The 13,709-nt window shown below is 51.3% G+C and carries 12 protein-coding genes and 3 pseudogenes; 2 read left to right on the top strand and 13 right to left on the bottom strand.

What is annotated here, in order from left to right; genetic code table 11:
- Window positions 1-312: 312 nt before the first annotated feature.
- The 13 genes and pseudogenes from ACP15V_RS15525 to ACP15V_RS15465 all read right to left on the bottom strand — a co-directional run bounded on the left by ACP15V_RS15525 (window position 313) and on the right by ACP15V_RS15465 (window position 11,867).
- Window positions 313-1,335, bottom strand: a complete 1,023-nt coding sequence (locus ACP15V_RS15525) for a hypothetical protein (protein ID WP_424944631.1) — start codon at window positions 1,333-1,335, stop codon at window positions 313-315.
- 2 nt (window positions 1,336-1,337) lie between these two features.
- Window positions 1,338-1,556, bottom strand: a complete 219-nt coding sequence (locus ACP15V_RS15520; RefSeq protein ID WP_424944630.1) for a KTSC domain-containing protein — start codon at window positions 1,554-1,556, stop codon at window positions 1,338-1,340.
- A 1-nt stretch (window position 1,557) separates the two neighbouring features.
- A complete protein-coding gene (locus ACP15V_RS15515) occupies window positions 1,558-3,459 on the bottom strand; it encodes an ATP-binding protein (protein WP_424944629.1) in 1,902 nt (633 codons plus the stop codon).
- Window positions 3,437-4,696, bottom strand: coding sequence for an SIR2 family protein (locus tag ACP15V_RS15510; RefSeq protein WP_424944628.1), 1,260 nt, complete (start codon window positions 4,694-4,696; stop codon window positions 3,437-3,439). Before ACP15V_RS15510 ends, ACP15V_RS15515 begins: the two co-directional genes overlap by 23 nt.
- 310 nt (window positions 4,697-5,006) lie before the next feature.
- A pseudogene (locus ACP15V_RS15505) lies at window positions 5,007-5,114 on the bottom strand (integrase core domain-containing protein); the annotation flags it as partial.
- Entirely contained in the window at window positions 5,113-6,192 is a 1,080-nt protein-coding gene (locus ACP15V_RS15500) for a TniQ family protein (RefSeq protein WP_424944627.1), read from the bottom strand. The gene ACP15V_RS15500 and the pseudogene ACP15V_RS15505, both read right to left, overlap by 2 nt.
- On the bottom strand, window positions 6,156-7,025 hold the full coding sequence (locus tag ACP15V_RS15495) for a TniB family NTP-binding protein (protein WP_424944626.1): 870 nt from the start codon (window positions 7,023-7,025) through the stop codon (window positions 6,156-6,158). Before ACP15V_RS15495 ends, ACP15V_RS15500 begins: the two co-directional genes overlap by 37 nt.
- A complete protein-coding gene (locus ACP15V_RS15490) occupies window positions 7,022-8,620 on the bottom strand; it encodes a Mu transposase C-terminal domain-containing protein (RefSeq protein WP_424944625.1) in 1,599 nt (532 codons plus the stop codon). Before ACP15V_RS15490 ends, ACP15V_RS15495 begins: the two co-directional genes overlap by 4 nt.
- Before the next feature lie 168 nt (window positions 8,621-8,788).
- Window positions 8,789-9,010, bottom strand: a complete 222-nt coding sequence (locus ACP15V_RS15485) for a helix-turn-helix domain-containing protein (RefSeq protein WP_424944624.1) — start codon at window positions 9,008-9,010, stop codon at window positions 8,789-8,791.
- 167 nt (window positions 9,011-9,177) lie between these two features.
- Window positions 9,178-9,420, bottom strand: coding sequence for a type II toxin-antitoxin system Phd/YefM family antitoxin (locus ACP15V_RS15480; protein WP_424944623.1), 243 nt, complete (start codon window positions 9,418-9,420; stop codon window positions 9,178-9,180).
- Window positions 9,421-9,610: 190 nt separating this feature from the next.
- A pseudogene (locus ACP15V_RS15475) lies at window positions 9,611-10,154 on the bottom strand (recombinase family protein).
- 356 nt (window positions 10,155-10,510) lie between these two features.
- Window positions 10,511-10,738: pseudogene (locus ACP15V_RS15470) on the bottom strand (SAVED domain-containing protein); the annotation flags it as partial.
- A gap of 121 nt (window positions 10,739-10,859) precedes the next feature.
- Window positions 10,860-11,867 carry a LysR family transcriptional regulator gene (locus ACP15V_RS15465; protein WP_424944622.1) on the bottom strand — a complete coding sequence of 336 codons (1,008 nt, stop codon included), beginning with the start codon at window positions 11,865-11,867 and terminating at the stop codon, window positions 10,860-10,862.
- 36 nt (window positions 11,868-11,903) lie between these two features.
- Here ACP15V_RS15465 and ACP15V_RS15460 point away from each other — a divergent pair, with 36 nt between their 5' ends.
- Both ACP15V_RS15460 and ACP15V_RS15455 read left to right on the top strand, forming a co-directional pair.
- Window positions 11,904-12,374 carry a TRAP transporter small permease gene (locus tag ACP15V_RS15460; protein WP_424944621.1) on the top strand — a complete coding sequence of 157 codons (471 nt, stop codon included), beginning with the start codon at window positions 11,904-11,906 and terminating at the stop codon, window positions 12,372-12,374.
- Entirely contained in the window at window positions 12,371-13,681 is a 1,311-nt protein-coding gene (locus ACP15V_RS15455) for a TRAP transporter large permease (protein ID WP_424944620.1), read from the top strand. Before ACP15V_RS15460 ends, ACP15V_RS15455 begins: the two co-directional genes overlap by 4 nt.
- Window positions 13,682-13,709 lie beyond the last annotated feature (28 nt).

Below are 13,709 nucleotides of genomic sequence, written 5' to 3'. Positions count from 1 at the left end.
GCGTGTCGGAGTACGTAATTAATGAGACCGAAATAATGAGATTCGTCTTCTAAGAAAATCACAGGCATAAGATTTTCCAACTTTCTGCGGTTTTCACGGCTCCAGACACTCCAAGTTGGCACCAACACACCGTGCAGCGTTCTCCCCCAGGATTGGAACCGTCATAGATGTTAGGAGCGCCCAAACGGCTTTCGCGTTGCCAGGTTGCTGGCACCTGATGTTTCTTTGGAGATTGCTAGATAATCGACAGCCCTACCCCATGCATTTACGACCCAAACCGGACTAAGCCAGTGACCCAAAAGTTTGGGGCAACTAACCCAATACGTCGACTTCCTTGAACTTTGCACGCACTTGGTCACCTGAATAGAAGCTTAGCAAATCTTCTTTACTCAACGTACCATCTGACAGGAACTTCATCAGGTATTCTTGGGTAAACTGAAACGTGAGAAGGCTTTTTTCCAGTTGCTCCAAAATCTTGTTGTTGTTCTGGATGTTACTCCGTACGAGTTTCTCGATTTGTCTAACTTCACCGACGTCCTTGATCATTCGATTGACGAACAGCGCCAAGAAATCTTTGTCCAATTCTATCCGGGTTGCGTTCTTGATAAGGTCTCGAGCAAGCATGTAGGCAATAACAAGGTTGGTGTAATCTCCCTTGCCACTATCGACAATTACGCAAAACCCAATTTCAGGAACAAACCTGACATTCTGTACCGCTTTGGACACCGAGTTACTAACTGAAGCGACATCAAAAACGATAATCGCAGTCTTGCCGTCTCGATTTGCTTGAGCTTCGATCAGTTGGCTCCAAGCCGTATCTGCACCGCTTGCGAAGACGTCTCTCGAGCCAATGTCGCCGAGGGAAAGGCTCTTGTCGAATTTTGACTCGATCACAATCCTCTTGTCGTCTTTGCCATCGACCTCACAGACAATGTCACCTGTTTTGTTGTTTCCCAGCTTGCCCTTTGTAGCCCCTGTAAGCGAAATAGTGTCTGCCAACCTTTGTTCCTTGAAGAAATTTCCTAGAAACTCGGCGATTTCTTCTTCGGCGATGAGGCCTTTGGCTGCCGAGCGTAAGAAAATCTCCTGCTTCATGTCGAAGATCATCTTTAGACTCTCAAGTTCGGTACCCAAGTGATTAGATGTCTTTGCCAAAAAAGACGAAAGCCGATCTTCCATCAGAGCAAGTACGCCGATGTTTATCGCTTTGAGGAGCGCATTGTCTCTCTCGGCGGCAGGCAGCTTGTCAAAAAAACCAAAAACAACGGGGTTCTCAACTTCGAACTTGTCAATCCCAACCCGGTTAGACTGCTGATTTAACTTAATAATTGGCATCTTTAGACCTTGGAATACCGATAGTGCCCTTTGATCTCGGCATTTAGGTAGACACCTTTTGAGGCAGCGTTCTTGATGCCGTCCCACAGGTGTTCGGGAACGTCAAAATAGTGGTACGTGCTTCCACCATGAAAGGTCACCTCAAGTGTCCACGTCTCGTCATCGTATTTCAGTTGAGCGATGTTCGATGACTGAAAATTGTCGAAAGTCTCCCAAGCCATTCTAATCTTCCTTCTTTTGGGGTGCCGGTAGAACAGGGTTTTGCCGCCGCCAGACCTGACTTACGTCTTCAAATGCTTGCTCCAGGTCGGAGTTGTTCTTTACGCCCCACCCTCCGGGGTTCCTAGATATTTCTGGTGGCAAGACGTCACAAACTAACGGATCCTGGCTGTCCGGTCGGGCCCCTTCCGGTGGAGCCGAGATCAAAGTTCGCATAGGAAGGCTTACAGCTTCACCTAGCACAATCGCTTCACCGGTGCGAAGAACCGGCAACATATTTGTAAGGCCCTCCAAGTTGTCCGACAAAGCGCCGGTTATGTGGGAGCGATCACTCGAGTTGCTCAACCTCAACGCAAAGAAAGTTCCGCATTGTGAAAGGATCGTGGAATTAATCTCAGATGGTCTCTGGCTTACGATCATCGCTCCTATTCCGTATTTCCGACCTTCTTTGACGATACGTTTTACAATGGATGAAGCCAGCCCTTGAAGTTCGTCATTGAGATAGAGGTGAGCCTCTTCCATCACCACAAGCAGTGGGCGCTCCCTAGCCCCCTGAGAAAGGTTTCGAGCCCAAAACATTGCATCGTAGAGGACTCGCAGGAAAATTCCCACAACATCATTGAGGATGGAAGTGGGAACTCCAGAAAGATCCAATACGGATATCGGTTTGCCGCTGCCGATCCAACTCTGCAGTAGAGCCGGAAGGTCGGCCTCTACCTTGCCGCAAGTGTCGGGCTTCCAGTCGCCTGGATTAAGTAGGAAATCAAAGCGCGCTACTCTTAGTCTTGCGCCGAGGTTTTCCAACGGCCCGTGAATTTGCAATTGATTTGGTAACTTGGTGATCTTCTCGTCATCACCTTTTACGTTCTTGTTCTTCTTAAATTTTGGTGGAATTCCCTTTGAAGGGTCTCCGCGTTTCTCGTTGCCGCTTGCATCTAGCTCGAACGCCCAATTCGCCTCTTCTGGTAGCTTGCCATCATCAGAGTAATAGGTACCAAATTCATGGCAATACAGGTCATACCAAAGCTGATGCAGACTGAATGGGACTGGACTATCAGCGCCAACGGTCTCTTTCGTTATGCCTGGTATTGGATGTGTTTCTAGAGTTGATGCTTTGTATTCGATCACTTTTTCGAGGATCACATTCTTGGCATTAGTTGGTAGGCTTCCAAAAGTGACCGCCAAAAACTCATCAAAACTCATTGCCCAGTACGGTAGGAATAGGCCTTTTTCCCAAGAGTTCCGTTCGTCTGGGCTAATTTTGAAGACATTTGCTTTTTCTTTCAGAGCTTTGCCGTACTCGCCGTGGATATCGACAACCACGATACGTGAAGACGGGAAGCTCTCCAGCTCAGATAGCGCGTTCAGTAGCCCAGCGACGGTCGTTGATTTACCCGAGCCTGTCGTACCCACAATGGCTGAGTGTCTCGTCACCAGTCTGTTGACGTCAACCAATGCATCAATAGATTCTGAACCAGCGATATGGCCGATCTTAACAAGATGATTTTGCTCATCTTTGTGGCCATAGATTTTGGCTAGATCCGCTTCTGTTACAAGATGAACTTCGTCATCAATAGTTGGGTATTGAGATATACCGCGTTGGAACTTCCCTTGCCGCGAACCTTCTCCGATCAGTTGTACAGTCAGCCATCTGTGCGATGTAGTGTCTTCATCTTTCAGTGCATCTGGGATCGCGCTGGCTCCAACCTTGGAAACAATGCCAAATAAGTCGATGTAGCCGATTGGAATCTTTACAAAGCTGCCTAGTTGACCGATGCGATGAGCGTGTCCGTGGACAAACGTCAACCCAGAAAGTCGTTTCGAATTCATCGTGACGCTGACCGAAACGCCACTAACGTCTTGCACTGTTCCGAGCGATGTTTCAGCGCAATTCGACATCGGCATCCCTCGGTCCAGATATGTTTTTCAGCATGTCGGTGAACATCAGGAAATCACCGATCCTACACTCACAAAACTGATCGCCTTCTGATTCGGCTTCTGGAACTTGAACCATCCCAACTGGGAGGCTTCCCCGGCTATCATCATGAGCGACCCAACGCTTCTCGCGGCGGCTGATTATGCCAACGTCCGAGGAAAAGAGTGCTAGGTTTGGTGTCTTAAGGGCGAGTGTTCGAGCGTTCTTATACTTGGGATCGGGATTACCATCTTTGTCCAGCATGTTTCCAAAGAGCAATCCATAGACCATTGCAGATGGGTTGCTCCGCAAGCCTTCCAGGAGTAGATTATTTATGTGCTCGTCTCCGAAAGAGTACCCAGACATGAACAGCACTGATGACTGTTGCAATATGAAGCTTTTGAAGCGGTCCATCATAGCCAAGAACGGCATTTTCCTGCTCTCATCATACTTCAGATGTGAGGGATAGATCAGATAGTTTCTGTTCGTTTCAGCCTGCAAACCACGAGTGACAGTCCCATGATCACCCAACCGCCAATTTATTGAACCGTGCATCTTCCACAATCTTGTCCACCTAGCCGGGATCAACTTTTCGTCCTCTACAGCAGCTAAGTCAAAGAACGCTTTCCTCGAACCGATAAAGCCGTCGAAGTATGGAGCCGCTTCTTCTTCAAGTGCTTGCTCAGTCAGAAGATCGTAGTTTGTAGTAAAGAGGTGGACTGGGGTGTCGCGATTGATTGACCTGACCCAAATCGCCAAGTTGTGGTACGGGGAGTTCGAGTCAGGAAGTTCCTCGTTCACTTCCCTTGAAATGATTTCGCAAATTTCGCGCTCGACGGTCTCCAGCTCTGCTTTGGACAGCCCTCTTACTTCCCCGTTGCCTGCTACACTGCGCAGTCCTCGGACGGTCGACAGAATGACTTCGATGTTCGGGTCTTTTACTCCGTCTTCTTCGAATGCGGCAATTATTCTATCCCAAATTGACGGGTTCGCAGTGTCTTCTGAATGCAAATCTTCGCCGATCTTTTTGGTGAGATCGGCTATATCTTGGATAAGCGGATCGCTCGCGGTCCAAGTCTCGCCGTTTTCTCCTGTCTCAACTCTTGAATTCACTCGGATCGAGAGGGGACAACCGGCACTTATCATAAAACCCAAGGGCTTCCCGCTTTGTGAAAGGGCCTGTTGCAAGTACTCTATCTCGCGAAAAACGTCGTGACCTTCAGCCATTTTTGGTTTCCAATTACTAAAAAACAAATCGACAGGTGGATTACCAACCCAACGTTGAGCTTAGTTTTAGCTCCGTTTGTGCTTACGGTCCATTCCGATCTCGAGGCAAACCAAAATGGCCCAAACAGCAACCGTCGAGTCCGGCCATTGAACCTTGGTATGAGCTTGTTTTGGACGTGGTTTTCTGGATGGCACGTGGCGAGTGTCTGACCTGCCCCCAAGATTTCGGGCCATTCAAAAGGAGAGTTTGTTCTCGTATGCTGTGCTACCGGAAGTGTCCCCGCTCGGGGCTAGATTTTCCGCCGTTTGATCACACAGACGGGCTGGATGCGTCTGGTAATTTCATGAGCGCTGCTGGGACGTTGTTCCCAATGGCACTGTGCGGTCTTTCTTCGTTGTAGGCTCTAAGCCAAGCCTCAGACCCACCTGGATGGAAACATCAGCAGCAGTCGATCGAGCTCTGCATTTTGTTCGGGTTCGAGTTCGGAGCGGAGCTCCTGTAGTGTGGGGTCCCTACCCCATCGTTTCTCATGCACGCCTTTGATTGAAAACAGGTTCATACGGCGCTTCAGAATGGCAGCCATAAGCCCATGTGTTTTACGACGTACCGCGATGGAAGACGCGCGGTACGGTCGGTCCAGTGATGTGATGTTGCGCGAATTTGGTCGTGCCGGAAATGCGACACTCGAAAACAGATCGATCGGTGCGCGGGCGTGCGGGTTGGCTTTCATCAGGATATTCGCGAATGCCAAAACAAAGTTCTGAAATTCTTGACTGTTCGCGGTTTTTGAGTGCTCACACAGACTTTTTTCCAGTGTCATTTCCAATTGGATCGCACCATTCCATGCAAACTGCACATTCTTATTGTTGCGCAGCTGTATTGTGGTGGCGGACGACATGTCAGGTAACCCAAGCTGCGTTGCATAGGGAGAGCCGCATGCACCACATGTGAGCACGACATTGCCGGCGTTGAAGACGAATGCTGTTCCTGCTTGTCGATCATTGCAGGCCAAACAATGCGTCGTCAGCGGCCTTCTATGCTTCCAACAGAATGTCCGTGTAATGAGGCGCCATGACAGGCGCAGGAACTGATCGTGACCGTTGAGTTGGTCCACCAACAGGCAGCGAGGACACCACGCAAATGATGGCGTCCCGCTGAAGCGGTCACCACCCATTTTGATGCCCCCTGCCCGCCTCAACCACTTTGCATGAACGCCGGGCCTGGCAGATGGTAGCGTGAGCAGCTCCAACCTGCGTTTAGCGGGATCCAGCGCATCATTAAGGCCAGAGAGGAAGGCCCCCTGTTCCAATGCATCCAGGTCCTCATGCAAGTTAACCGTATGTTGGTAGTTGTTTGATGGGAAAAGGTTCCGAAGGAATGATCTTGTGTCCATTGAATTCATGGCCGCGGCTCGACCTACAAATGACATCAGGCTTTCCATGTCATAAGGCGTGACCTTCACAACGGCAGGTCCTGATCGCGGTAATTTAACCATGTATCGAGGTCCAAGCGCTCACTGTCGGAAACGATGGCATAAATTGCAAAACCTGTGAGAACCTGCATCACGGTTCTGCAGATACCATGCGTTTTGGTTATGATGGCCTTTCTTAGCTTTGGGTCGCTGGCTAACGCTCCCTTGTTGCTGACCGGGCACCATCGTTCAAACCCTTCAAGAAACTCAATGAAATCATCCTCATGGGGCGTCCACGCCCGATACTGAAGGTGCAGAGAGCGGCCAAGGGTCTGCTCATCTTCCATTGCCCACCTCCAAATGCGTGGAGCACCTGTCAGGACAACCCGGATATCGTATTTCGAAATCAGATAGTGGACGTAGTTTTGATACGAGACCCGTTGATGTTTCTGGAAGCTATCGGTCTGGTGAAAATCTTCCAGGATCACGATGCGAGTGTGCAAATGCCCGAGAAGCTCGAGGGTTTTTGAGTATGAAACTTGACGAACGAGGGGGCCATAACCCGGGATGGCAAGATTGGCGCGGAGCGCGTCGCAATAGTCTATAATATCACCACTCGGATGGATGAGTTCATTCACGACAGGGACTAATTGTTTTCCACTTCGCCCGCAGGTCGTCTTAGGGTGTTGGGCTGCAAACTCGTCTAGAATGCGCGTGACGCCCATCCCCGCTGGCGCGGTTATGAACATAAGCTTGTTGTCGCAATCAGACGGCGTTCGAACCAATTCGTCGAGACTGTTTCGAAGCGCACGTCTTGCCGATGTATCGAAATAGGTACCTTCACGGATGTAGTGAATGCGCTCCGGAACTGATGCTTTTGACATATCGGGAAACTGCTGCGCGGGAGTCTTGCTCATGAAAGATCCCCCCGTTTGGAAAGTTCTCGAAACCCGCCAAGATCGCGAATGTCACGACCTTGCGCTAGGGAACCTGTTCCAATTCGGCCTACAGCTTTCTTACGTTTACGTGCATCAGCCAATATCTGCTTTCTGAAATCATGCGCCTCAGCGGGGTTTGGAACGCTCAGCGACGCATTCAGCCGATCTTCGCGTTTTTTGCGCAGATCTTGATAGTCGTCGACAGACAATGGGTTGCGTGGAAAATGTTCCCCCCGCGCCTCGTAGTACGTTTCGTTATCAGCGCTGAAATGAACTGTTCGGATATCGGTTGGATCATATTTAATGGTGACATTCTGAACGCCGCAATTTTTCATCTTCTGAAGGTGTTCTGAACGGTAAAACATCCCGAACAATTCCAGCCCTTCGCGCTGGATGTTGCGTTTTTCAAACGGCAGAAAATCCAGCCGGAAACGTTCTGGATCCATCGGGAAATGCGGACATGACTTGCTTTCTCGCCAGCTGACATTCCAGGCGTTGATTGGGGAAGTCAGCAACCGGCGCTTCCTGTCGTGAACGTAGTCCCGTAGAATGAATTCGAGCAGGAGCTTTTCAACATCGCGTAAGGTGAGCGTTGCTTGCTTTTCCGGTTGATAGGTCCCCTTCTTCTCGATGCTTGAGAAAGTGGTTCCGGGAAGAGTCTGAACGAAGGCTTGGATCGTTCCGATGAATCGTTCGACATGCCCGCCCAGATGAGGCTGTGCTACAGGGCGGAAAATGTGCTCAACACCATACTGTTCCAGCCCCCAGTTAAAGGCTTTTGACTTGAGATCGGCCCCGTTGTCGCTGCTGATCACGCGTGGCAGCCCATAGACAGGCCAGTTATACGGAATACCCATTTCGGCGAGGTATTCCGATTTAGGAAAAACCGAACGATGAAAGGCTGTCATGAGATTGATGGCCGATGGCGCGTCCATCGACAGGTAAATTCCGGTTGGCATCGCCGTGGCGATATCCAGAAGAACCGTCAAATATGGCCGTCCGATACATTCACCTTTGTCTGGATCAACAACCATCACGTCCAGTTCAGAGTGATCAATCTGAACAACAGCAAGCGGGTCTTTCACAACATATCTACCACGGATAATCTGGTAGGCTTGCCGAGCTGCTTTCCCGCCATGACGTTTCAGCTTAAGCACTCTGTCCGGGATCGTATTAATCCTGTTGATCAAAGCAGTTTTTGAAATTTCCGGGCAACCAAGCTCTCTAAGCTCACGGTTGACGCCTGCCAACGCCTTGGCCGCGGAGATTTTGTTTCGGTTGAGAAATTCTTTGCGAAGGTGCTTATCAACCGTACCTTCCTGTTTGGCACTGAGCCTGGTGCTCATGTTTTTTGGTCCGGGTTTTATGCGCCGCAATGCAGCCGCCCGGTCATCAGATTGTAGTCGTTTGAGTAATCTGTAAGCGGTGGCTCTTGAGAATTTGTAGGCTCTGCAAATATCCTGCACGGCCGCGTTTGATTGAAAACCGGTGTGAATGTACGGGGCCAGGTCTTTGCGAAGCGCAATCGCCCTCGCCCACTCGCGTTCATCGCGAGCAGTGTCGTTCTCCGACATGATCGTCTCCTTGTCGCAAGGCACATCAACGGGCTCGAAAAATCCGAGTGGCAGCCTTGACATTAAGATTTGATTTGAGATGATTGAGGTGACTGAAGCGAATAGTCACTAGATCAATGGCAAGCCTATGTGTTGGCGCACATAGGTTTTTGCTTTTCTAGGGCCAGTTCATGTCGCACCTCCCTCTTGCCCATAGCGATCGGGCCAAAGCTGTTCAGGTGTCGTATTCAAACGATCAGCGACGGCCTGCTCGATACGCTTTGAACGACGGGCACCACGAGCAACATCTGCGACAGCCGTGTGCGACACTCCAAGATCACGCGCTATGGATCGGAGCGTAACACCGGCAGATTTCAGATCTGCTTTCAGCTTGGAATATGCGTTGGTCATCTTGAACTCTGGAAGCCTCTATCCAGAGTGAAAGCTTCCAACGAGTTCGAGTCAAGTATTTGTTATCATTGCAATATTACTATATTGCACATGGGGAGCAATCTCGCCAACTTTGTCACCACCACTCAGAGACATCGCCTCCAGCGCGCGAAATGTGAAATCTGCTCTCAGTCGTTTTCGATGCTGGCCTGTAATTCACTTGCAAGGCGGGTGGCTTCGGTATTGTCCAAATCATCTATATGATGCGCAGTTTGGGTAGCTTTGCATTGGCGTAAGGCTTCAAATTCTTCCGTGGACAGGACAACGAAGCGCGGCTTGCCGTGGCGCGTGATGGCAACAGGCTGTTGCGCGGCGAGGGCCAGAACGTCCCCGGTCTTATTGGCAAGATCTGTAGCGGAAAACTGTCGCATGGTATTTCTTCTTCCCGTTTGAGCTTACCGGCCTAGAAAAATAGGGGGCAGGATAGTTTAGCTAAAATAGCTAAATACCCATGGCTCAACAACACATAACACTACTTCAAACGTCACTACGTTGTGCCGGAGCATTCACTGAGAAGGACAACAGAGAATACCCTGCATGGCAGCGTATGCGCCCCGCTGATCAGCGCAATCTGGAAATTGTGGTGTGAGCTACACCAAGATCCAATGAGATAGCGCGACAGCTCTCACCATTTGCCATGCGCTCGCGGGCAATCTGGCGCTGATGCTCGGTCAGCTTCGGTTTCCGACCAAACCTGACACCCTGCTTGGCTGCAATGGCGCGACCCTCGTTTGCTCGGCGGGTGATGCGTTCCCGTTCGTCTTCTGCAAGAGCAGACAGAAACGCCAGAATGCCCTTGCCTATCGGTGTGGTCAGGTCGAGCCAGGGCTTATCAAGAACTTTCACATATGCCCCGCGCTCAGCAATCCGCTGAATGATGTTGATGCCGTCAATCATGGATCGCGTGGCCCTGTCCCACTGCGATAACAAACACGTCCCCTGCCCCAAGAGCGTCTATCGCACGTTCGAGCTGCGGCCTGCCCTTGACGGATTTCCCAGACATTTTCTCGCGAAAAATCTTATCGACGCTGGCGGCATTCAACGCGCCGATCTGACGATCAAGGGATTGCCCACGACTGGACACTCTGGCGTAACCAATAAGCATGGTTCAAGCCTACCAAACGCGCCCAATATATGCACCGGAAATATGCAACATCTGAATGGCCTTGTTTTCATGGGTCTGAGGCCTTGGTGCAAATATTATGAATTACGCAACAGAACCGCCATCCGCTGCGCTGTGAGTGAACGGGTAAGGTGCGGACGAAGAGGCCGTTGGTGCTTCAAACGCGAATGTCTGCTGCGTGCGCTTCGCAACCGAAGCGAGAAACACCAATCGGAGAGCCTACGTTCTCTGCCCCAGCAAAGGACTCACCGCCGTTTTACTGAAACAGACGTTGAACCTGGTCGCGCTTTCTACGTGATCTCCCCTTAACATCAGAGAAGTCGATCTTTCGGCTAGTGCTACTCGATCCTTAGTCGCCGAACGAACCCACGGTCTTTTACCTGATTATAAATCTCCATTGGAAGATGTGCTTTGGGTTGCCAAACACGGACAAACTCTATGCAGCAAGCCGCTGGTGCCGCCAAAAAAACACTAATTTCCACGGCCTCGCCGTGACATTGTCTGATCCGGTTGATTGTAGATCTTACGACCGTCCGAAAATGGCTCAGGTCTTCACGCGTTGAGAGAACGTCGTAACCCCGTTGTCATTTTCCGTCATATTGGAACCGTAGCATCCCCACCCGTCATTCGCCAGCCTAGCCGACCTGGGACACCCGCATATGGATTGTGTGAGCTAGTGCGCACAGCTCAGCATTCGCCGCCCAAAATGGTCACCATCTCTTTCTGCATGGTTTCAATCTCGTCGATCAACCTGTCTCGGAATGCTTGCGCCACCAATGAAGGCGTAGCGAATCCCGGAGTCAAAACTGACACAGCAATCGTGACACGCGGTCGAAACGGGCGGAACACAATCGAGGATGCATTGCCCGACAGCACATGGCTATAGGCAGTGATCATGTCGCAGACGAGGTAGCAGGCACCTGTTGAAACGAAATCAAGCCCGGGCATGAAAGTGCGAAGCTCAAGCCGTTTGTTGAGCCTGCACCCCTCAGCGATAAATGCGTTCTCGGTTTGCGTCGCCGATGTGTGCCCTTCGAACAGGATACCCATAGGCTTCCCGTCAAGATCTTGCGGCCGGATCAGCTTCTTTGACGCAAGTGGATCATTCTTCGGGACCGCACAAACGCATTCAAGCTCGAAGTCGACCTTCTGGACCGATGCCCGCTCTTTCGGGGTTTCCGCAAAACCGACATCAAACTGCTGAGATGCAATCAGGTCTTCGATCACATCGGATGAGCGCATGATTAACGCGATGTCCAAATCGTCCTTGCCCGAAAGAAAAGCGGTTAACATCTTTGGCACGAAAAAATTTGATGCGGAGGGCAGGCAGGCGATCCGGAGCGAACCTGCGTAAAGCTTCCGCACGCCGAGCATTGCGCGCTCGGTTCGGTCGACCCTTTCCAAGATGCTTTCGCATTCTTCAAGGAAGAACCGCGCCTCAGGCGTCGGGATTAGTTTACCTTGCTCGCGCACGAACAACGATACCCCCAACTCGACCTCAAGATTCGATATCATGGTGCTCACAGCGGGTTGCGTGCGCCCGACGGAGCGGGCGGCTTGAGAGATAGAGCCGCCGCGCATGACCTCTCGAAACGTTGCAAGTTGCCGAAGCGTTAATTCCATTCCCATAAACTCACTTGATGACATCAGAGAAACTTTAAATTTGCCTTTATGGCCTGTGTCCAGTGAAATCAACAAAATCGGCGCTTGTGACGCCGTGATGGAGGGAAGATGGATAAGTTTGCGAAATATCTGCTAACGGGGTTGATATTGATCGTTGCACTTGGGCAATTCGTTCAAGTCATAACGCGTTACATACTTCAGGTGCCAGTCATGGGGCTTGAGGAAACAATGCTGTATCCCACCCTTTGGCTGTATGTTCTGGGCGCGGTCAACGCGTCGCGTGAAAACACGCACATCCGTGCGAATGTTCTTGAACTTTGGCTCAAAACTGATCGACAGCACACCATACTGGCCATCATCGGTGAGGTTGTCAGCCTCATTATCGGCCTCTGGTTGCTGAGCTGGGCCTGGGACTTCACACGCTATGCTTGGCGCGTTTGGAAAGAGAGTCCAACGCTCTACATCCCAACTTTTTATGCCGATTTTGCGCTCGTGCTCGGCCTCACCCTCATGATGATTTACACGGCATGGCATCTCTGGGGCCACGTTCGCAGCCTTCTGAAAGGACCGGCCCAATGATTGAGATCGCACTTCTTGCAATCGCAGTTCTCGTTATCACACTCACTTTGGGGGTGCCCTTGCCGTACTGCTTCGGTGGCGCGTTGATGGTGATGTACTTCATCGGCGACGTGACGATGAAGGGTATGGTTCTTTGGGGGTTCCAGCAGCTTGGCAACCCTGTGCTTCTGGCCATTCCACTGTTCGTTCTCGCAGGAACGATTATGTCGGAAAGCGGGATCGCGGCCTCGCTCCTGCGCTTTGTCAACGCTTTCATTGGCCACGTGCGGGGCGGTCTGGGTGTGGTTGCCGCAGTCAGCTGCGCCATTATCGGGGCCATTTCCGGCTCTGGCCTGACGGGCATCGCCGCAATCGGGCCGCTGCTGATCCCGGAAATGGAAAAACGCGGCTATCCGCGCGAATACGCCACCGCGCTTATTGCAAACTCGTCCATTCTGGGTCTGCTCATCCCCCCATCTGTCACGATGATCGTTTATGGTTGGGTAACGGACACCTCAATCCTGGCATGCTTCCTTGCGACCCTCGGCCCCGGGTTGTTCATCATGTTCAACTTCTCGGTTGTGAACCTGTGGATGTCGCGCAAGTTCGACCTGAAACTTGACGACAAACCGACCTTCAGCGAGCTGACAAGCGAAGTGGCCAAGCGCGGTATCAACGCTTTCCCTGCCATGCTGATGCCCATCATGATCCTTGGTGGCATCTACGGCGGCATCATGACACCGACAGAAGCCGCCGCACTTGCCGTGATCTATGCCATTCCGGTTGGGTTCTTCATCTACAAAGGTCTGCGCTGGGAAAACTTCCTCTTCGCAGGCAAGGAAGCCGCAACGGCGGTCGGGGCGATCATGATCATGATCCTGTTCTCGATGATCCTGGGCCAGATGTATGTGTACGAGGGTATCCCTCAGCAGCTGGTCAGCGCGATCTTCGGTATCACCGAAAACAAGGTCATCCTGCTGATCTTGATTAATATCCTGCTGTTCCTGGTGGGTATGGTCGTGAATGACGTCACAGCGATCATCCTGATCGCCCCGCTGCTTTTGCCACTGATGCAGGCGATAGGTGTAAGCCCGATCCAGTTTGCGGCGATCATGGGAGTGAATACCGCAATGGGCGGCGTGACACCTCCCTATGCCTCGATCCTGTATCTGGGCGCACGCATCGGCAAAGTGAAAGTCACCAAGGTGATCCCGCCCGCCATGATCCTGATTGTGACTGGTTATGTCCCTGTCGTTTTCCTGACTTCGCTGTGGCCTGACCTGTCGCTCTTCCTGCCGAAACTGTTCGGCTACATCACCGCCCCTTAATTCAACCAGCCCTTAATCCAACAGAGAG

The sequence above is a fragment of the Aliiroseovarius crassostreae genome (assembly GCF_049803815.1).
In the GTDB taxonomy this organism is placed as follows: domain Bacteria; phylum Pseudomonadota; class Alphaproteobacteria; order Rhodobacterales; family Rhodobacteraceae; genus Aliiroseovarius; species Aliiroseovarius crassostreae_A.
Note: the sequence above shows the minus strand (reverse complement) of the source record. Positions and strands in the feature narration are given on the sequence as shown.

Bases quoted from the DNA above. Each gene is read 5' to 3' on its own strand.
- ACP15V_RS15525 (WP_424944631.1), bottom strand. From the start codon at position 1,335: ATGCCAATTATTAAGTTAAATCAGCAGTCTAACCGGGTTGGGATTGAC.
- ACP15V_RS15520 (WP_424944630.1), bottom strand. From the start codon at position 1,556: ATGGCTTGGGAGACTTTCGACAATTTTCAGTCATCGAACATCGCTCAA.
- ACP15V_RS15515 (WP_424944629.1), bottom strand. From the start codon at position 3,459: ATGCCGATGTCGAATTGCGCTGAAACATCGCTCGGAACAGTGCAAGAC.
- ACP15V_RS15510 (WP_424944628.1), bottom strand. From the start codon at position 4,696: ATGGCTGAAGGTCACGACGTTTTTCGCGAGATAGAGTACTTGCAACAG.
- ACP15V_RS15500 (WP_424944627.1), bottom strand. From the start codon at position 6,192: ATGGTTAAATTACCGCGATCAGGACCTGCCGTTGTGAAGGTCACGCCT.
- ACP15V_RS15495 (WP_424944626.1), bottom strand. From the start codon at position 7,025: ATGAGCAAGACTCCCGCGCAGCAGTTTCCCGATATGTCAAAAGCATCA.
- ACP15V_RS15490 (WP_424944625.1), bottom strand. From the start codon at position 8,620: ATGTCGGAGAACGACACTGCTCGCGATGAACGCGAGTGGGCGAGGGCG.
- ACP15V_RS15485 (WP_424944624.1), bottom strand. From the start codon at position 9,010: ATGACCAACGCATATTCCAAGCTGAAAGCAGATCTGAAATCTGCCGGT.
- ACP15V_RS15480 (WP_424944623.1), bottom strand. From the start codon at position 9,420: ATGCGACAGTTTTCCGCTACAGATCTTGCCAATAAGACCGGGGACGTT.
- ACP15V_RS15460 (WP_424944621.1), top strand. From the start codon at position 11,904: ATGGATAAGTTTGCGAAATATCTGCTAACGGGGTTGATATTGATCGTT.
- ACP15V_RS15455 (WP_424944620.1), top strand. From the start codon at position 12,371: ATGATTGAGATCGCACTTCTTGCAATCGCAGTTCTCGTTATCACACTC.